At 67.5% G+C, this 19,123-nt stretch carries 18 protein-coding genes; 10 read left to right on the forward strand and 8 right to left on the reverse strand.

Annotation, left to right across the window (positions count from 1 at the left end):
* Positions 1-129: 129 nt before the first annotated feature.
* From rho to U5809_RS04735, 7 genes are all read left to right on the forward strand, one after another.
* Positions 130-1,392 carry a transcription termination factor Rho gene (gene rho, locus U5809_RS04705; RefSeq protein WP_006478662.1) on the forward strand — a complete coding sequence of 421 codons (1,263 nt, stop codon included), beginning with the start codon at positions 130-132 and terminating at the stop codon, positions 1,390-1,392.
* 131 nt (positions 1,393-1,523) lie between these two features.
* The gene (locus U5809_RS04710; RefSeq protein ID WP_282505204.1) at positions 1,524-2,024 is read left to right on the forward strand and encodes a MerR family transcriptional regulator; all 501 of its coding nucleotides are present in this window, start codon (positions 1,524-1,526) and stop codon (positions 2,022-2,024) included.
* A complete protein-coding gene (locus tag U5809_RS04715) occupies positions 2,021-3,577 on the forward strand; it encodes an MFS transporter (RefSeq protein ID WP_322085738.1) in 1,557 nt (518 codons plus the stop codon). The genes U5809_RS04710 and U5809_RS04715 overlap by 4 nt, the downstream gene beginning before the upstream one ends.
* A gap of 38 nt (positions 3,578-3,615) precedes the next feature.
* Complete coding sequence (locus U5809_RS04720; RefSeq protein WP_322085739.1) at positions 3,616-4,449, forward strand: M90 family metallopeptidase; 834 nt, start codon at positions 3,616-3,618, stop codon at positions 4,447-4,449.
* Between the two features lie 158 nt (positions 4,450-4,607).
* Positions 4,608-4,868, forward strand: coding sequence for a type B 50S ribosomal protein L31 (locus tag U5809_RS04725; RefSeq protein WP_006753671.1), 261 nt, complete (start codon positions 4,608-4,610; stop codon positions 4,866-4,868).
* A gap of 144 nt (positions 4,869-5,012) precedes the next feature.
* Positions 5,013-6,845, forward strand: coding sequence for a glycosyltransferase family 39 protein (locus tag U5809_RS04730; protein ID WP_322085740.1), 1,833 nt, complete (start codon positions 5,013-5,015; stop codon positions 6,843-6,845).
* Positions 6,846-6,847: 2 nt separating this feature from the next.
* The gene (locus U5809_RS04735; protein WP_322085916.1) at positions 6,848-8,215 is read left to right on the forward strand and encodes an MATE family efflux transporter; all 1,368 of its coding nucleotides are present in this window, start codon (positions 6,848-6,850) and stop codon (positions 8,213-8,215) included.
* Positions 8,216-8,226: 11 nt separating this feature from the next.
* Here U5809_RS04735 and lipA read toward each other — a convergent pair whose 3' ends face one another.
* The 6 genes from lipA to U5809_RS04765 all read right to left on the reverse strand — a co-directional run bounded on the left by lipA (position 8,227) and on the right by U5809_RS04765 (position 14,329).
* Complete coding sequence (lipA, locus tag U5809_RS04740; protein WP_322085741.1) at positions 8,227-9,192, reverse strand: lipoyl synthase; 966 nt, start codon at positions 9,190-9,192, stop codon at positions 8,227-8,229.
* A 2-nt stretch (positions 9,193-9,194) separates the two neighbouring features.
* On the reverse strand, positions 9,195-10,310 hold the full coding sequence (locus U5809_RS04745; protein ID WP_322085742.1) for an acetoin dehydrogenase dihydrolipoyllysine-residue acetyltransferase subunit: 1,116 nt from the start codon (positions 10,308-10,310) through the stop codon (positions 9,195-9,197).
* Between the two features lie 4 nt (positions 10,311-10,314).
* Complete coding sequence (locus U5809_RS04750; RefSeq protein WP_176047198.1) at positions 10,315-11,319, reverse strand: alpha-ketoacid dehydrogenase subunit beta; 1,005 nt, start codon at positions 11,317-11,319, stop codon at positions 10,315-10,317.
* A gap of 54 nt (positions 11,320-11,373) precedes the next feature.
* Entirely contained in the window at positions 11,374-12,357 is a 984-nt protein-coding gene (locus tag U5809_RS04755) for a thiamine pyrophosphate-dependent dehydrogenase E1 component subunit alpha (protein WP_059233993.1), read from the reverse strand.
* Between the two features lie 77 nt (positions 12,358-12,434).
* Positions 12,435-13,211 (reverse strand): SDR family NAD(P)-dependent oxidoreductase, encoded by a 777-nt coding sequence (locus U5809_RS04760; RefSeq protein WP_322085743.1) that lies wholly within the window; start codon positions 13,209-13,211, stop codon positions 12,435-12,437.
* A gap of 59 nt (positions 13,212-13,270) precedes the next feature.
* Positions 13,271-14,329, reverse strand: coding sequence for an ATP-NAD kinase family protein (locus tag U5809_RS04765; protein WP_322085744.1), 1,059 nt, complete (start codon positions 14,327-14,329; stop codon positions 13,271-13,273).
* Positions 14,330-14,847: 518 nt separating this feature from the next.
* On the opposite strand from U5809_RS04765, the gene U5809_RS04770 reads away from it, so the two are divergent.
* Positions 14,848-16,764, forward strand: coding sequence for a sigma-54-dependent Fis family transcriptional regulator (locus U5809_RS04770; RefSeq protein ID WP_322085745.1), 1,917 nt, complete (start codon positions 14,848-14,850; stop codon positions 16,762-16,764).
* Positions 16,765-16,791: 27 nt separating this feature from the next.
* Here the strand turns inward: U5809_RS04770 and U5809_RS04775 are convergent, their stop codons facing one another.
* Together U5809_RS04775 and U5809_RS04780 are read right to left on the reverse strand one after the other, a co-directional pair.
* The gene (locus U5809_RS04775; protein ID WP_322085746.1) at positions 16,792-17,235 is read right to left on the reverse strand and encodes a carboxymuconolactone decarboxylase family protein; all 444 of its coding nucleotides are present in this window, start codon (positions 17,233-17,235) and stop codon (positions 16,792-16,794) included.
* A complete protein-coding gene (locus U5809_RS04780) occupies positions 17,219-17,680 on the reverse strand; it encodes a MerR family transcriptional regulator (RefSeq protein ID WP_322085747.1) in 462 nt (153 codons plus the stop codon). The genes U5809_RS04775 and U5809_RS04780 overlap by 17 nt, the downstream gene beginning before the upstream one ends.
* 286 nt (positions 17,681-17,966) lie before the next feature.
* On the opposite strand from U5809_RS04780, the gene U5809_RS04785 reads away from it, so the two are divergent.
* Both U5809_RS04785 and U5809_RS04790 read left to right on the forward strand, forming a co-directional pair.
* On the forward strand, positions 17,967-18,578 hold the full coding sequence (locus tag U5809_RS04785; protein ID WP_282505224.1) for a ComEA family DNA-binding protein: 612 nt from the start codon (positions 17,967-17,969) through the stop codon (positions 18,576-18,578).
* An 88-nt stretch (positions 18,579-18,666) separates the two neighbouring features.
* Positions 18,667-19,104, forward strand: a complete 438-nt coding sequence (locus tag U5809_RS04790; RefSeq protein ID WP_176047206.1) for a YidB family protein — start codon at positions 18,667-18,669, stop codon at positions 19,102-19,104.
* The last annotated feature ends 19 nt before the right edge of the window (positions 19,105-19,123 follow it).

The following is a 19,123-nucleotide window of genomic DNA, read 5'->3' on the forward strand; positions in this document are numbered from 1 at the left end:
CTCAAGCGCGAATCGGCCTATGCTAGAATTAAAAAACGTCGACAAGACGCATTTAAGTCTCTGAGCGCTTCCGCTCGCCCTCCTCCCTTATTTTCTTTCGTCGCTTCTCCTCCCTGGCGGGTTCTCCGTATGCATTTATCCGAGCTCAAGTCTCTGCACGTCTCCGAACTGATCGAAATGGCCAATGGCCTGGAGATCGAAAACGCGAACCGCCTGCGCAAGCAGGAGTTGATGTTTGCCATTCTTAAAAAGCGCGCCAAGACGGGAGAGACGATCTTCGGCGACGGTACGCTCGAAGTGCTGCCGGACGGCTTCGGTTTCCTGCGCTCGCCGGAAATGTCGTACCTCGCGAGCACCGACGACATCTACATCAGCCCGTCGCAGATCCGCCGCTTCAACCTGCACACCGGCGACACCATCGAAGGTGAAGTCCGCACGCCGAAGGACGGCGAGCGCTACTTCGCGCTGGTGAAGGTCGACAAAGTCAACGGGCAGCCGCCCGAGGCCTCGAAACACAAGATCATGTTCGAGAACCTCACGCCGCTGCACCCGAACAAGCCGCTGTCGCTCGAACGCGAAATGCGCGGCGAAGAGAACGTCACGGGCCGCATCATCGACATGATCGCGCCGATCGGCAAGGGCCAGCGCGGCCTGCTCGTCGCGTCGCCGAAGTCGGGCAAGACCGTGATGCTCCAGCACATCGCACACGCGATCAAGCAGAACCACCCGGACGTGATCCTGTTCGTGCTGCTGATCGACGAACGCCCTGAAGAAGTGACCGAAATGCAGCGCTCGGTCGCCGGCGAAGTGATCGCATCGACGTTCGACGAACCGGCCACGCGTCACGTCCAGGTCGCCGAAATGGTGATCGAGAAGGCCAAGCGCCTCGTCGAAATGAAGCACGACGTCGTGATCCTGCTCGACTCGATCACGCGTCTCGCCCGCGCGTACAACACCGTGATCCCCGCATCGGGCAAGGTGCTGACGGGTGGTGTCGATGCAAACGCACTGCAGCGTCCGAAGCGCTTCTTCGGCGCGGCGCGCAACATCGAGGAAGGTGGCTCGCTGACGATCATCGGCACCGCGCTGATCGAAACCGGCAGCCGCATGGACGACGTGATCTACGAAGAGTTCAAGGGCACCGGCAACATGGAAGTGCACCTCGAGCGCCGCCTCGCGGAAAAGCGCGTCTACCCGTCGATCAACCTGAACAAGTCGGGCACGCGTCGCGAAGAAATGCTGATCAAGCCCGAGATCCTTCAGAAGATCTGGGTGCTGCGCAAGTTCATCCACGACATGGACGAAGTCGAGGCCATGGAATTCCTGCTCGACAAGATCCGCCAGACGAAGAGCAACTCCGAGTTCTTCGACCTGATGCGCCGCGGCGGCTGATCGCCTCCGCCCCCGCAAGACGGCCGCCCGCGCAACTCGCCCGGCGGCCGTTTTTCCGCCCCAACCTGAACGTGAACGTACAGGTTGATCTATAATCGCGTCATCGCCCCGACCCAACCCCGCGCCTCCCGATGCCGAACGACGCCCCCACCCCGCTGCTGACCGTGAGCGACGCCGCATCGCGGCTCGGTGTCACGCCGCGCACGCTGAAGTATTACGAAGAGCGCGGGCTCGTCACGCCATCGCGCAGCGGCGGCCGCTACCGCCTCTATGACGAAGCCGACCTCGAGCGCTTCGCGCGCATCCTGCGGCTACGCGCGCTCGGCTTCTCGCTGCACGGCATCACCGAAATGCTGAAGCGCCCGCTGGAAGAAACGGGCGACGGCCGGCGCCGCTATTCGGATGCGTCGCTGCGCGACATCCGCACAGGCCTTGCCGACCAGATCGACACGCTGGACCGGCGGATCGCGGCGGTCCAGCGCGAACTGAAGGAAGCCGTCGCACTGCGCAAGGAACTGCAGCACGACATCGACTACGTCGAGCGGCGTCTCGCCGGCGAAAACCCCGATGCGCTGATCGCGCAGCGGCAGGCCGAAGCCGGTACGCGGCGCACGCACAAGGATCGCGAATGAACGCGGGGGCCGGTCGCCCGCCGCTGTGGAGCCGTGCGAACCTGCGCACGGACCTGTTCCCGTGGGCACTCGCACTCGTCACCGGCATCGACTACTTCGACAACGCGGTCTTCTCGTTCTTCGCCAGCTATATCGCTGGCGGCATCAACGCGTCGCCCGACGAACTCGTCTGGTCGTCGAGCGCGTACGCGGTCACGGCCGTGCTCGGCATCCTGCAGCAGCAATGGTGGGTCGACCGGCTCGGCCATCGCCGCTACGTCGCCGGCTGCATGCTGATGTTCTCGTTCGGCGCGATCGCGGCCGCGCTCGCCGATACGTCGCTGCAACTCGCGTTCGCGCGCGGTTTCCAGGGGTATTTCATCGGCCCGATGATGGGTGCGTGCCGCATCCTGATCCAGATCAGCTTCAAGCCGCAGGAGCGGCCGCCCGCGACGCGCGCATTCCTGATCATGATCCTGCTCGGCAGCGCACTCGCGCCGATCGTCGGCGGGCTACTGGTCGCGCATTCGACGTGGCGCGCCCTGTTCGCGTGCACGGCGCCGGCCGGCATCGCATTCGCGATCCTCGCGCTGCTCACGCTGCCCGACTCGGGCCGCACGCCCGACGACGAGCGCGGCTCCGGACACTTCTGGCCGTATGTCGTGTTCGCGCTCGCACAAGGCGCGCTGCAGATCGTGCTGCAGCAGGTGCATTACCAGCTCTACAGCGGCTCGCCGATGCTGATCCTGCTGACGATCGCGGGGATCGGCGCGCTCGCGTGGTTCGCGTATCACCAGTGGAACCACCCGACGCCGCTCGTGCGGCTGCATGCGTTTCGAGAGCGGACCTTCCAGGTCGGGCTGCTGCTCTACATGTTCTATTACTACGAGACGACAGGTTTCAGTTACCTGACGTCGCGGTTTCTCGAAGGCGGGCTCGGCTATCCGGTCGAGAACGCCGGACGCCTGGTGGGCACGATGTCGCTGATTTCGGCCACCGCGCTGTTCGCGTACCTGCGTTATGCGAAGTTCGTCACGCACAAGAAGTGGTTCGTCGTGCCGGGATTCGCGATCGCCGTCACGGCCGCGCTGTGGATGACGCGCATGACGCCGCAGGTCGGCGAAGCCGCGCTGATCGTGCCGCTGCTGCTGCGCGGACTGCTGCTGCTCTTCATCGTGCTGCCGGTGGCCAACCTGACGTTCCGGATCTTCGCGATCGACGAATATACGCATGGCTACCGGCTGAAGAACATCGTCCGGCAACTGACGATCTCGTTCGCGACGTCGTCGGTGATCATCGTCGAGCAGCACCGCGTCGCCGTGCACCAGACGCGGCTCGTCGAGCGCGCGAACGTGTTCGACCCGCTATTTCAGCAGACCGTCGACGCGCTGACGCGCAGCTATGCGGCAGCGGGCCACGCACTGAACGAGGCGCACGCCCTCGCGATCGCCTCGATCGCGCGGATGGTCGCGCAACAGGCGTCGTTCCTCGCGTCGCTCGACGGCTTTTACTTCCTGGCGGGCGTCGCACTCGTCGGCGGCGTCTTCGCAGCATGGCAAAAAGAGATCGATTGAGTTAAAAGACAGGCTTTGGATTATCGTCAGCCATCTCCATGCTCTCGAAACTCACCCGCTGGTTCGACGATCGCCGCCGCGACCGTGCGCTGCGCAGCCACCCGATCTCCGACGCGCTGTGGCAGGACACCGTCGAGCGACTACCGTTCCTCGCGGTGCTGGCGCCTGATGCGCTCGGCCGGCTGCGCGAGCTGACGAGCCTGTTCGTCGCGAAGAAATCGTTCTCGACCGCGCACGGGCTGGAGCTGACCGACGAGATGATCGTCGCGATCGCCGCGCAAGCCTGCCTGCCCGTGCTGAATCTCGACCTGTCGTTGTACGACGGCTGGGTCGGCGTCGTCGTGTATCCGGGCGAATTCGTGATCCGCAAGACCGTGCAGGACGAGGACGGCGTGGTCCACGAAGTCGAGCAGGACGCGAGCGGCGAGGCCTGGGAAGGCGGCCCGGTGATCCTGTCGTGGGAAGACGCGCAAATGACGGATGGCCGGGATGCGTACAACGTCGTGATCCACGAATTCGCGCACAAGATCGACATGGTCAACGGCGCGGCCGACGGCTATCCGCCCCTGTTTCGCCGCTGGCACGCGCCGCATCTCGATGCGCAGGCCTGGGCCGACGTGTTCGAGCATGCGTACGACCAGTTCTGCGCACGTGTCGACGCGGTGCCGGACCGTGCGTGGGCGCGCTTCGAGCGGGACTCGCTGATTGACCCATATGCGGCCGACCACCCGTCGGAATTCTTCGCGGTGTGCAGCGAGGCGCTGTTCGTGCGGCCGAAAGCGTTCGAGTCCGAATTTCCGGAGCTGTACCGGCTACTCGCGCGCTACTACCGGCAGGATCCGGCCGGCACCGGCGCTCTCGACGCACGTTGAAAATTATTCGTCAACCATCTGATTTTCTGGCATAATCGCCGTTTTTCGACCTTAGGCAAGTGGCTCGCGCCGGGCTTGGCGTCGTCTGGTATTGCGCAATGTGCGCAGGCCGGCACGGCAAGCGGCGGGTTGGCTACCGCTCTCACCAAGGAAAGACCATGAAAGAAGGCATCCACCCGAATTACCGCGAAGTCGTCTTCCAAGACATGTCGAACGGCTTCAAGTTCATCACGCGCTCGACGATCCAGACGCGCGAAAACATCGAACTCGACGGCAAGACCTACCCGCTCGCCAAGATCGAAGTGTCGTCGGAATCGCACTCGTTCTACACGGGTCAGCAAAAGATCATGGACACGGCAGGCCGTGTCGAGAAGTTCAAGAACAAGTTCGGCGTTCGCGCCAGCGGCAAGGCGAAGTAAGCTTCGCTCCGTATCCGGTGGTTGCATTGCGCCGGTATCGCACAAAAGGGCAGCCCAGGCTGCCCTTTTTTGTCTCTGCTCGCCCGGAAACCGCCGGCCGGCGTCCGGGCATCGACCTGACGCGCCACGGCCGGCGCGTCTACAATGCCGGATGCTCGAAACCGGCTCGTCCGCGCGCGACCGCGCCGGACGCGCGCCCATAACAAAACGCTCATCTGCATGAAGCCTGTCGTCCGTCTCACCGCCTCCGCCACGCGTGCGCTACCGCGCTGGCTGCTGCTCACGCTCTGCCTCGTCTACGCGGCGTTCGGCCTGTTCGGCCGCGACCCGTGGAAAAACGAGGACGCGGCGGGCTTCGGCGTGATGTGGACGATGGCCAAGGGTGGCTGGCACGACTGGCTGCTGCCGAACCTCGTCGGCAAGTTCATCACGACCGACGGGCCGCTCGGCTACTGGCTCGGCGCGCTGTCGATCCGCGGCCTCGGCCCGTGGGTCGATGCCAGCAACGCGTCGCGCGTCGATACGGGCGTGCTGTTCTGCGTCGCGTGCGCATTCGTCTGGTACGCGGCCTACCTGCTCGGCCGACGCGCCGAGGTCCAGCCGTTCAAATACGCATTCGGCGGCGAACCCGAGCCGCGCGACTACGGCCGCACGCTCGCCGACGGCGCGCTGCTGGTGCTCGTCGCATGTTTCGGCCTCGCAGAGCGCGGCCATGAAACGACGCCGCAGCTCGCGCAGTTCGCATGGATCGCGATGCTCGTCTACGGGATCGTGCGCGGCATCGACAAGCCGATGCAGGGCGCGCTGTGGTGGGGCGTCGCGATCGGCCTCGTCGCGCTTTCCGGCAACCCCGTGCTGGTCGTCGCGCTGCTCGCCGGCACGGCCGCGCTGTGGCTCGTCACGCCCGAGATGCGCAACCTGCGCCTGCCGCTGATCGGCGTGCCGCTCGCGGCCGCGATCTTCGCACTGTGGCCGCTGGCCGCGTTCGTCGCGGCGGCCGACGATGCCGCATGGTTCTTCAACCAATGGATCCACGGCAGCCTGATGCGCTTTTCGGGCCCGCCGACCGCGGTGCTCGGCTATGCGGCAAAGAACCTGCCGCTGTTCACCTGGCCCGCGTGGCCGCTCGCGATCTGGGCCTGGTGGAGCTGGGCCGGCATGCGCCGCCGTGCGCACGTCGCGATTCCGCTGTCGGTCGCCGTGCCGCTCGTCGCGCTCGTGATCCTGCAAAGCCAGCAGTCGAACCGCATGTACATGCTGCTGCTGCCGCCGCTCGCCGTGCTCGCGACGTTCGCGCTGCCGACCCTGAAGCGCGGCGCGATCAACGCGATCGACTGGTTCGCGGTGCTGAGCTTCACGATCCTCGGCACCTTCGTGTGGCTCGTGTGGCTCGCGTCGCTCACCGGCTTCCCGCATCCGCTCGCACGCAACCTCGCGCGCCTCGTGCCCGGCTACGAACCGCATTTCAAGATCCTGTCGTTCATCTGCGCAGTGATCGCCACGGTGTGCTGGTGCTTCCTCGTGCGCTGGCGCATCTCGCGACAGCCGAAGGTCCTGTGGCGCAGCGTCGTGCTGTCGGGTGCGGGCACCACGCTGATGTGGGTGCTGCTGATGACGCTGTGGCTGCCGATCGTCAACTACGGCCGGACCTATCGCGATGTCGCGCAGCAGATCGCCGTGCATTTGCCATCCGACTACGAATGCATCTCGCCCGTGCGGCTCGGTGACGCACAGATCGCGACCTTCGCGTATTTCGGCAACATGCGCTTCGATTTCTCCGGCGACTGCGACGTGATCCTGCGCCAGGACCACGCTGACTTCGGCGAGCCGAGCTCGATGTCGCAATACGTGTGGCGTCTCGTGTGGGAAGGCCGCCGCGTCGCCGACCGCGACGAGCGCTTCCGCCTGTACGAGCGCATCGAACGGCCGAAGGCGCCCGTCAAGAAGCGTCCGCCCCGCCGCCAGGCGGCCGATTGACGATGTTCGGCGACATCCGCCGGATCGTCGGTCTCGCGTGGCCGGTGCTCGTCGGCCAGCTCGCGATCATCGCATTCGGCGTGATCGACACCGCGATGGTCGGCCGCTACTCGGCCGTCGATCTCGCCGCGCTCGGGCTCGGCTCGTCGATCTACATCTCGATCTATATCGGCCTGACGGGTATCCTGTCGGCGCTGCAACCGATCACCGGGCAGTTGTACGGCGCGCGGCGCTATGCCGAGATCGGGGAAGAAGTACGCCAGGCGCTGTGGCTCGCGCTGCTGCTCGCGATTCCCGGCTTCCTGCTGCTGCATTTTCCCGAGCCGCTGCTGCGGGTCGCGCACACACCCGCCGCGCTGCACGACCGCACCGTCGACTACCTGCGCATCCTGTCGTACGGCCTGCCCGCCAGCCTCGTCTTCCGCATCTACAACGCGCTGACCAACGCGGCCGGCAAGCCACGCCTCGCGATGATCCTGCAGATCGGCGCGCTGCTGCTCAAGTTTCCGCTCAACGTGTGGTTCATCTTCGGCGGGTTCGGCGTGCCGGCCCTCGGCGGCCCGGGCTGCGGGCTGGCCAGCACGCTGATCAACTGGGCACTTGCGCTGATCGGCTACACGCTGCTCGCGAAGCTCGACGTGTTCGCGCCGCTCGCGATCTTCTCGCGCTTCTGCTGGCCCGTCTGGGAACGCCAGAAGGCGATCCTGAAGCTCGGCGTGCCGATGGGCCTGTCGTACCTGATCGAAGTCACGTCGTACACGTGCATGGCGCTGTTCATCGCGCAGTTCGGCACGACCACGCTCGCCGGCCACCAGATCGCCGGCAACATCGGCGCGGTGCTGTACATGACGCCGCTGTCGATCGGCGTGGCGGCATCGACGCTGGTTGCGCGCGCGCTCGGCGCCGGACGCCCGGAAGAAGCGCGGCTGCTCGGCCGGCACAGCGTGATGTTCGCGTGCGGCGTGGCGGCCGCCTACGGCGTGCTCGTGTTCACGCTGCGCCCGCTGATCATCGGCGGCTATACGCCGAACCCGGCCGTCGCGGCGGCCGCGATGCCGCTCGTCGCGATCGTCGCGTGCTACCACGTCTTCGATGCGCTGCAGGTCACGTCGGCGTTCGTGCTGCGCGCGTACAAGGTGGCGGTCGTGCCGACCGTGATCTATGCGGTCGCGCTGTGGGGCGTCGGCCTCAGCGGCGGCTACGTGCTCGGCTTCGACGTCGGCGGCATCGCGCCCGCGTGGCTGACCAGTGCACGCGGCTTCTGGTTCGCGAACACGGTCAGCCTGATGCTCGCAGGCGCCGGGCTCGTGCTGTACCTGCGCCGCGTGAGTCGTGCGCACGCCGCTGCCGCATCCTCCTCCTCCGCCTGACGCCAGGCCCGCTACGCGCCCTCCAGCACGTCGGCCGCATGATAGGACGACCGCACGAGCGGGCCGGCGACGACTTCCCTGAAACCGAGTTCGAGCGCCTCGTCGCGCCACGCAGCGAACGCCTCCGGGCTCACGTAACGCCGCACCGGCAGATGGTGCGCCGACGGCGCGAGATACTGGCCGAGCGTCAGCACGTCGACGTCGTGCGCGCGCAGGTCGCGCAGCGTGTCGCGCACCTCGTCGTCGCACTCGCCGAGCCCGAGCATCAACCCCGATTTCGTCACCAGCCCCGGTCGCGCCCGCTTCGCCTGCGCGAGCAAGTCGAGCGAGCCGCGATAGTCGGCGCCCGGCCGCGCCGCGCGATACAGCGACGGCACCGTCTCGATGTTGTGGTTGAACACGTCCGGCCACGCCGTCGACAGTGCATCGAGCGCACGCGCCACGCGGCCACGGAAGTCCGGCGTCAGGACTTCGACGCCGATGCCCGGCACGCTCGCGCGCACCGCCTCGATGCACGCCGCGAAATGCGCCGCGCCGCCGTCGCGCAGGTCGTCGCGGTCGACCGACGTGATCACGACATAGCGCAACCCGAGCGCCGCGGCCGCGTCGGCCAGCCGCGCCGGCTCGTCGGGATCGAGCGGATCGGGGCGGCCGTGCGCAACATCGCAGAACGGGCAGCGCCGCGTGCACAGCCCGCCCATGATCATGAAGGTCGCGGTGCGCTGCGCGAAGCATTCGCCGATGTTCGGACACATCGCCTCCTCGCAGACGGAATGCAGCCGATGGTCGCGCAGCACGGCGGCCATGTCGGCCACCGCCGCGCTCATCATCGGCCGCGCGCGCAGCCACGGCGGCTTCGGCAGCGCCGCGCCGGCCGCGGGCTCGACGCGCACCGGGATACGCGCGAGCTTGTCGCGGCTGCGCGTGCCCGGCTGGCCGAGCGCCGTGAGGCTGGGTCGTTCGAGCGCGGCGGTCATCGTCAGTCTCCGAGAAACGCGACGATCAGGCGGTTCACGTCGGCGGCAGCCTCCATCTGCACCATGTGCCCGCTGCCGGCGATCACCTCGGCCCGCACGCCGTCCGGCAAGCCCTGCGCGTGCTGCGCGGGAATCACCTGGTCGCGCTCGCCCCAGATCACGAGCGTGCGCGGCGCAAGCGTCGAAAGCCGGTCGCGGAACACGCGCCGCTGTGCGGCGCCGTCGAACGCGGCATTCGCGATCTTCTCGAGCGCGGCCTGCACGCCTTCGAGCCGCTTGTACTTGACGAGATCCTCGACGAGCTGCCGCGTCACCAGCGCGTTGTCGGCGAACAACGCGCCGAGGTGCGGCTTCAGCGTGTTGCGGCTGTTGCCGGCAACGAAACCGTCGATATACGCACGGTTGATGTCGGTGCCGAGCCCCGCGCTCGCGATCAGCGTCAGCGACGCGACACGTTGCGGCGCACGCTCGGCCGCTGCCATCGCAACCGCGCCGCCCATCGAATGGCCGATCAGGTGTGCTTGGTCGATACCTTTCGCATCGAGCAGCGCGAGCACCGTGTCGGCCAGTTCGTCGAGGCTGCCCGTCTCGACCGCCTTGCCCGATTCGCCGTGACCGGGCAGGTCAAGTGCCCACACGGGCCGGTGCGCGGCGAGATCCGCGTGATTGAACAGCCAGTTGTTCAGGTCGCCGCCGAAGCCGTGGATCAGCACGGCGGGCGTGCCAGCGCCTTCGCCGAGCTTCAGGAAGCGCACCGTGCGGCCGCCGATCTGCGCCTTCTCGGGTTGCGGGCCGGCCGCTTCGTCAGCCGCCGCGCTCGGCACGAAATCGCGCTGGAATTCGGCGATTGCCGCATCGATGTCGGCATCGCTCGCCTCGGCCGCCGCGACGACGCCGAGCAGCGCGCCGACCGGCAGCGTGTCGCCTTCCTGCGCGACCTGCCGGCGCAGCGTGCCGTCGAACGCGCATTCGACGCCCGACGAGATCTTGTCGGTCTCGACGTCGAGCACCTCATCGCCCTTGGTCACGCGTTCCCCGAGCGCTTTCAGCCAGCCGTTGACCTGCCCCTGCTCCATCGACAGCCCCCACTTGGGCATCGTGATCATGTGAATCGACATCGTGTCAGCTCCTCGTCTTCAGGACCGCCTGCGCAATCGCATCGGCGGTCGGAATGTACAGGTCTTCAAGCACGCTCGCGAACGGCGCGGGCGTATGCGGCGCGGTGACGAGCTCGATCGGCGACTTCAGCGAATGAAATGCACGCTGCGCGACGAGCGCGGCGATGTCGGTTGCAATCGAGCAGCGCGGATTCGCTTCGTCGACGACCACCACGCGCCCGGTACGCTCCGCGCTTTCGAGGATCGTTTCCTCGTCGAGCGGCGATGTCGTGCGCAGGTCGATCACGTCGCACTGGATACCGTCCTTCGCGAGCTTCGCGGCCGCATCCGTCGCGAGATGCACCATTCGGCCGTACGTGACGATCGTCACGTCGTCGCCCTCGCGCACCACGTTCGCCTCGCCAAACGGAATCGCATAGGATTCCTCCGGCACGTCGCCTTCACGCGTATAGAGCAGCTTGTGTTCGAGGAAGATCACGGGATCGTTGTCGCGGATCGCCTGGATCAGCAGCCCTTTCGCGTCGTACGGCGTCGACGGGCACACGACCTTCAGCCCCGGAATGTGCGTGAACAGCGACGTCAGCATCTGCGAGTGCTGCGCGGCCGCACGCAAACCGGCGCCGTACATCGCGCGAATCACGACCGGCGTCACGGCCTTGCCGCCGAACATGTAGCGGAACTTCGCGGCCTGGTTGAAGATCTGGTCGAAACACACGCCCATGAAATCGATGAACATCAGCTCCGCGACCGGCCGCATCCCGCACGCGGCCGCGCCAACCGCCGCGCCGATGTAGCCGCCCTCGGACAACGGCGTATCGAGCACGCGGCCCGGAAACTTGTGGAACAGCCCCTTCGTCACGCCGAGCACGCCGCCCCATGCGTCGTCCTCGCCCGGCGCGCCCGCGCCGCCCGCGTTGTCCTCGCCCATCACGATCACGCTGTCGTCGCGCGCCATTTCCTGCGCGAGCGCTTCGTTGATCGCCTGCGAATAAGTGATCTTCCTTGCCATGTCTGTCTCCTGGAATGTTCGGTTCGCCGTGCCGGCTGCGGTGTCAGGCCGCGCTCACGGATACGACACGTAGACGTCGGTCAGCAGGTCGGCGGCATCCGGCACCGGCGCGGCCTTCGCCTGCGCGACCGCGTCGTCGATCAGCGCCTTCACCTGCGCGTCGACCGCGCGCAGGTCGGCCGTCGTCAGCGCCTCGGCGCGCACGACACGCGTCTCGAAATGCTTCAGGCAGTCCTTCTCGTCGCGCAGCTTCTGCACCTCGCCCGGCGCGCGGTAGGTTTGCGCATCGCCTTCGAAATGGCCGAAATAGCGTGTGAACTTCACCTCGACGAGCGTCGGGCCGCCGCCGTTGCGCGCGCGCTCGACGGCTTCGCCGAGCGCTTCGTGCACCGCGAAGAAGTCGAAGCCGTCGACGATCACGCCCGGCATCCCGAACCCGTTCGCGCGATCGGCGATGTTGTCGGTCGCGACCGACCAGCTCGACGACGTCGCTTCCGCATAGCCGTTGTTCTCGGCGACGAAGATCGCGGGCAGCCGCCACACCGACGCGAGGTTCATCGATTCGAAGATCACGCCCTGGTTCGACGCGCCGTCGCCGAAGAAGCACACGCCGACGCCGCCGGTCTTCTTGTGCTTCGCCGCGAGCGCCGCGCCGCACACGAGCGGGCCGCCCGCGCCGACGATCCCGTTCGCGCCGAGCATCCCCATCGACAGGTCGGCGATATGCATCGAGCCGCCCTTGCCGTGGCAAACGCCGGTTTTCTTGCCGTAGATCTCGGCCATCATCCCGTGCACGTCGACGCCCTTCGCGATGCAATGGCCGTGGCCGCGGTGCGTGGTCGCGACGTAGTCGTCGAGGCCGAGGTGCAGGATCGTGCCGACCGCGGACGCCTCCTCGCCCGCGTACAGGTGAACGAAGCCGGGAATCTCGCCGGTCGCGAATTCGACGTGCAGGCGCTCCTCGAATTCGCGAATCGTGCGCATCAGCCGGTAGGCGTCCAGCAGTTTGTCCCTGCTGAGCTGTGTCGAAGCGGTCATGTATGTCTCCTGGGTAGGTCTGACTGCGAATGCCGCCGCGGCGATGCCGTGGCGACGGATTGCACGGCCTGCGGCCGTCAGTGGAACGTGAAGCCGCCGTCGACGTTCACGGCCTGGCCCGTCACGTTGTCCATCGTCGCGAAGAACAGCGCGAGCCGGCCCATGTCCTCCGGCGTCTGCGCGCGGCCCTGCGGGATCAGCGTCAACTGGTGCCGCTGCCACGATTCCTCGACCGTTTCGCCGTCGGTCTTCCATTCGTCGGACAGCCGGTCCCACATGTCGGTACGGACGATGCCGGGGCAGATCGCGTTGACGGTCACGCCGTCGCGCGCGAGCTCCTTCGCGAGCGCGTTCGTGAAGCCGACGACCGCGAATTTCGATGCGCTGTAGTGCGCGAGATTCGGAAAGCCCTCCTTGCCCGCGATCGACGCGACGTTGATGATCCGGCCGTGCCCCTGCGCCTTCAGATGCGCGAGCGCCGCGCGACAGCCGAGGAACGTGCCTTTCGCGTTCACGTCCATCACGAAATCCCAATCGCGTTCGGTCAGCTCGGCAACCGGATGAATGCTGATCACGCCGGCGCAGTTCACGAGGATGTCGAGCCGGCCGAGTTCGGCGAGCGCCTGCGCGACCATCGCGTCGACCTGTGCAGCCTGCGTGACGTCGATCTTCGCAACCGCCGCGCGGCGGCCAAGCGCGCGCACCTCGCGCGCCGTGGCGTCGAGCGCGTCGTCGAGCAGATCGGCCAGCAGGATGTCGGCGCCCGCGCCGGCAAGCGTCAGCGCAATGCCGCGGCCGATGCCGCGCGCGCCGCCCGTGACGATGGCGACCTGTCCTTCGAGTGGGGCTGTCATGGCAATGTCTCCTTGATGATCGTTATGGATGTCGAAATGTGTCGCGAGAAACCGGATGCTCAGTCATGCCATGCGCCGGCATCGCGCAGCAATTGCCGCGAAGACGCGAAGCGCAGCGTGCGGCCGACATCGACCGTCAGCGGCCCGCGCCAGTCGAGCGAGATCTCGTAGCGATCGCCGCGGGCGACCTCGATCTCGCGCTCGCCGTCGAACGCGAGCGTGCCGCGTTCGAACGGAATCGCCTGCCACGTACCCGGTTCGAGCCGTTCGCAACTGCGCATCACGACGCGGTCGACGCGACCCGGCGCGATCGGCGCCACGAGCGGCGTGCCGGCCGTCTTGCCGGCTTCCGCGAAGCGCATCGCGAGCCCGTGCGGCGCGCTGCGTTCGAGCGGCGCCCACGCGCCGCCGAGCGCGGACAGGCCGATACCGTCCGGCTCCGCGAACGTCAGGTAGAGCGAATCGATGTCGTCGGATCCGGAGATCGCGCGCGCGCCGATGAAGCGCTGCCGCGCGGCGCACACGTCGACCAGCGCGATTTCCTCGCGCCCCGGCTGCGCACCGGCCACGCAACGCACGACGAGCCGCTTGTTGCGCACGAACGCGACCTCGGCCGGCACGGCGCCGGTCGCGGCGAGCCCTGCCGCGACGCCGGCGACGGTCGCCTCGCGATGTTCGGGAAACGCATTGTTGGTGCCGGTGGACAGCGCGACGAGCGGCGTCGCGCCGCAATGCGCGGCCACCGCGCGATGGGTGCCGTCGCCGCCGAGCACGACGATCAGCGCGACTTCCATGCGGTGCAGGTACGCAGCGCCGGCCTGCGTGTCGACGACGGTATCGGTGATCGGCAGGTCGACGAATTCGACCTCGGGCCAGCGTTCGTGCGGCGCGACCGCGCGATGCGTGTCGATCGCGCGCAGCAGCAGCGTCGCGATGCCCGTGCGATCGCGCAGCGTCAGTACGCGCTCGACGCCCATCGCACCGAGGCCGGCCAGCAGGCGCACGACCATGTTCGCCTTCTCGGCCGTCGGAAATACGGATGCATGCGTCGTGAGGCGGCGGATGTCGCGCCCCGATGCGGGGTTCGCGATCACACCGACGGTAACGGGCGTCGTCACGGGTTCGTCTCCATCCAGTGGGCCGGCATGCCTGCCCTGCCTGTTTCGTCCGCTGCCATCGACGGGCGGCGGATCGTCGTCGCCGACACGACCGCATCGGCTTGCCCGTGATCTCTGCAAGCGGCGTGCCATCGCCGCGGCAATGTCCGTGGAACCCGCGTGCACACTGGCTCGGCAGGCAGGCACGTGTTCAGGATTCGCGATCGCGACGACGCGGCACATGGCGAATCCGCCGGTGCGTCTCACGACGTCGATGCGACGACGCGATCGTCCCGGCATCGGCGCATGCGCACCGCGCTGCCCGCAAACCCCGCACGCGTGCGGCTCGACGCATGCGCCGGCAAGCCTGTCGACCACCGCGCGCCACGCATGCGGCTGTCTCAACCGCGCGAGACACGGCGAGATACCGGTGAGACGAACGTCTCACGCGCACCGCGTGCTGCGATGCAATGTGATCCGCCGAACGGGATGTGCTACAAGGACAGCGATATCCCCGCCGTACGGAACCGGAGCCGACCATGCCCTACGCCGTCCCCCAGGCCCAGCACGCCGACCGTGTACTCGGCGCGCTCGCCGGGCGCCTGCCCGCGCCGGCCGACTCCGAGCGTCTCGTGTCGTCGTGGCAACGGTCGCTGGAGCGCTACTGTCTCGACCCCGCTTCATCGATCGGCCCGCGGGTGCTGACCGCGGCCGAGCTGCGCGAAGTGCGCGACAAGGAAGAAGCCTTCCTGCGCGCATCGGGCCAGTGCCTGACGCGGCTGCACGACATGATCCGCGTCGCCGACTACTGCGTGATGCTGACCGACGCGCACGGCGTGACGATCGACTACCGGATCGACCGCGAGCGCCGCAACGACTTCCGTCATGCGGGGCTGCACATCGGCTCGTGCTGGTCGGAAAGCGAGGAAGGAACGTGCGGCGTGGCGAGCGTGCTGACCGATCTCGCGCCGATCACCGTGCACAAGACCGATCACTTTCGCGCGGCGTTCACGACGCTCACCTGCAGCGCGGCACCGATCTTCTCGCCGGGCGGCGAACTGATCGGCGTGCTCGACGCGTCGGCCGTGCATTCGCCCGACGGCCGCGACAGCCAGCGCCTCGTCTACCAGCTCGTGCGGCAAAGCGCGGCGCTGATCGAGGACGGCTACTTCGTGCACAGCACCGCGCAGTACTGGATCCTGTTCGGGCATCCGAACCGTCACTACGTCGAAGCGCAACCCGAATGGCTGATCGCGTTCGACGAATGCGGCAACATCGTCGCCGCGAATCGGCAGGCGCGCGACGCGCTGCCGGCGCTGCGCGAGCCGCGTCATATCGACGAGATCTTCGATGCGACCGAGATGCCGCTGCGCGATGCCGCGCGGCTCGACACCATCGTCGCACTGCGGCTGCGCGCGACCGGCGCACCGCTCTATGCGCGGTTGCGGGCGCCGCTACGGCGCGCCGGCCGCGAACCCGGCACGGTATCGCGCCGCGCGGGCACCGCGCCACGCCACGTCGGCGCGCTGACGCCGTTCCTGCACAGCAGCGACACGCATATTGCACAACAGGCCGAGCTCGCGCTGCGCGTGGCCGGCAAGCGGCTGCCGATTCTCGTGCTCGGCGAAACCGGTGCGGGCAAGGAAGTGTTCGCACGCGCGATCCACGATGCCGGTGCTCGGCGTGCGCGGCCGTTCGTCGCCGTCAACTGCGGCGCGCTGCCGGACGCGCTGATCGAGAGCGAACTGTTCGGCTATGCGGCCGGCGCGTTCACCGGTGCGCGCAAGCACGGCGCGCGCGGCAAGATCGCGCTCGCCGACGGCGGCACGCTGTTTCTCGATGAAATCGGCGACATGCCGCTCGCGCTGCAGACGCGCCTGTTGCGCGTGCTCGCCGACGGCGAGGTCGTGCCGCTCGGCAGCGATACGCCGGTGCGCGTCGATCTCGACGTGATCTGCGCAACGCACCGCGATCTCGCGCGGATGGTGGCCGACGGGACGTTCCGCGAAGACCTGTACTACCGGCTGAGCGGCGCAACGTTCGAACTGCCGCCGCTGCGCGAACGCGCGGACGTGCGCGACGTGATTGCCGCCGTGTTCGCCGAGGAAGCGCAGGCAACCGGCCACGTGCTCACGCTCGACACGACGCTCGCCGAGCAGCTCGCCGCGTATGCGTGGCCCGGCAACGTGCGGCAACTGCGCAACGTGCTGCGCTATGCGTGCGCGGTGTGCGACGCCGCGCGCGTGACGCGGCACGACCTGCCGGCCGACCTCGCCGCGCAACTCGGCGGCGCGTCGACCGGTACACTGCCCGACGACGAACGCGGCCGCATCGTCGCCGCGCTCACCGCGCACCGCTGGCGGCCCGACGCGGCCGCACAGGCGCTCGGCATTTCGCGCGCGACGCTGTATCGGCGCATCGCGAAGCACCGGATCGTCGCGCCGCACCGCGCGTGACGCACGGGCGCGACTGCGATCATGCGGTCATGCGGCCTGCCCGGCCGCTTCGACCGACTTTCCGGCGTTTCCAGCTTCGGCGGCCGCTTCGTCACGCCGCGTGAACACCTCGTGCGCGGCGAACAGCGCGTTGAGTGCGGCCGGCATACCCGCGTAGACGGCCATCTGCATGAACACCTCGACGATCTCGTCGCGCGTGCAGCCGACGTTCAGCGCGGCCTCGATATGCACCTTCAACTGCGGCTGCGCGTTGCCGAGCGCGGCCAGCGCCGCGATCGTCGCGATCTCGCGCGCTCTCAGATCGAGTTGCGGCCGGCTGTAGATGTCGCCGAAGCTGAACTCGACCAGCAACCGCCCGAAGTCCGGTGCAATCGGCGCCAGCGCCGCAATCACGCGTTCGCCCACTTCGCCGTCGATTTCCTTCAGTTTGTTCCAGCCGCGCGTGTAGCGGTCTTCAACGAGTCGTTCCATTGTGTCCGTCCTGTTCCGATAAAGCGTGAGAAGGATTTGCCGGTCGGGTCGTATCGCGCTCCTGTGCCTCGTAGTACGTGATCTTGTCGCTGATCGCATCGAGGTTCACCTGCAGCTCCGCGAGATGCGCGCGCACCGCATCGCGATGCGCGACCAGCAACCTGCGCCGCGCACCAAATGTCGGCTCGCCCTGCTCGCGCAGTTCCACGAACGCCTGGATCTGCGCGATCGGCATGCCGGTCGCCTTCAGGCGCATCACGAAGGCCAGCCCGGCAAGGTCGGCCGGTGCATAGAGCCGGTGCCCGGCCACCGTGCGCGAAATCGCGCGCAGCAGGCCGGCCTGCTCGTAGTACCGCAGCGTGTGCGTCGACACGCCCGTCAATTCGGCGACTTGCCCGATCGTCAGCGGACCGGCGGCGGAGGGTTGGGATACGGTTTTCGACATGGCAGGAACAAGGTTAGGAGTTAGAGTTCACTCTAAGTCAAGCGTTATCGAACGGCCAGCGCGACGACGATCCGCTCGCCCCCTGCGACACCGTAAACAATGGTCAAAATCGCCTCCCGACGCGGTTTTCAGTCTTTACAGCACCGCAAGCCTTCAGCAAGATTCGGTCAGCCTGTCTTAAAAAGGGCACGCATTTGTCCTATGCTTAACGGCGACGCCCGGTCGGGCCTCGCCCCGCCGTCTGTTGCAACAGCCATTCATCCGTCAGAACCAGGGAGCCTTTGCCATGCTGAAAAAGCTGCTGATGCTGTTCGTCGCGCTATCGCTGTCGTTCGCCGCAGGCCTTGCCGCGGCCGTCGAAGTCAACTCGGCCGACCAGGCCGCGCTCGAATCCGTGAAGGGTCTCGGGCCCGTGAAGTCGAAGGCGATCATTGACGAACGTACCAAGAACGGCCCGTTCAAGGACGCCGACGATCTCGCGAACCGCGTGAAGGGCCTCGGAACGAAATCGGTCGGGCACCTGGAGGAAAACGGCCTGACGATCGGCGGCTCGTCGACGCCGCCGAAGGGCGTGAAGCTGTCGAAGCCGGCTGCGACGACCTCGGCGACCACGTCGGCAACGACGTCGGCAGGCACGGCGTCGACGTCCACGACCGCAACGGCCGGCACGACGACCGCAGCGCCGGCCCCGGCGGCAAGCGCACCGGATGCGGCGGCGAAACCGGCCAAGGCGAAGCGCGCGTCGAAGAAGGAAAAAGCAGCAGCCGCGGCGGCGGCATCCGCCGATGCGGGTGCGAGCGCACCGGCCGCAGCGTCGTCGGCAAAAGCGACGAAGGGTTCGAAGAAGAAAAGCAAGAAGGACAAGGCAGCCTCCGCCGCCGCGGCGTCGGGCGCCTGATGTGCGCCGCGCGCGCGACGGCGTGCGCGCGGCATTCGTTCAACGGGCGCCCACAGCGTGGCGCCCTTATCGGTAAAGGTGAAAAACCATGGGTCTCCTCGACATCGTTGGCGGTCTGATCGGCGGCCAGGCCGGCGGCAACTCGCAAAGCGCGCTGATCACGACCGCGCTCGAATTCATCAACAACCAGCCGGGCGGCCTGAATGGCCTGATCGAGAAGTTCAAGGCCGGCGGTGCCGGCGACGTCATCGGCTCGTGGGTCGGCACCGGCCAGAACCAGCCGATCTCGCCGGACGCGCTGCAAAACGTGCTGGGCTCGGACGCGATCGGTGCGCTCGCGAGCAAGTTCGGCGTCGACCCGTCGATGGCCTCGACCGTCCTCGCGCAGGTGCTGCCGCACGTCGTCAACCACGCGACGCCGGACGGCGCGGTGCCGGCCGACGGCCAGGCCCAGGTCGACCCGTCGAACGTGCTCGGCTCGCTGTCGCAGCTCGCCGGCATGTTCGGCGGCAACAAGCAGGGCTGAGCCCTGCGTCGTTGCGACG

This window comes from Burkholderia sp. BCC1999 (assembly GCF_905339975.1).
In the GTDB taxonomy this organism is placed as follows: Bacteria; Pseudomonadota; Gammaproteobacteria; order Burkholderiales; family Burkholderiaceae; genus Burkholderia.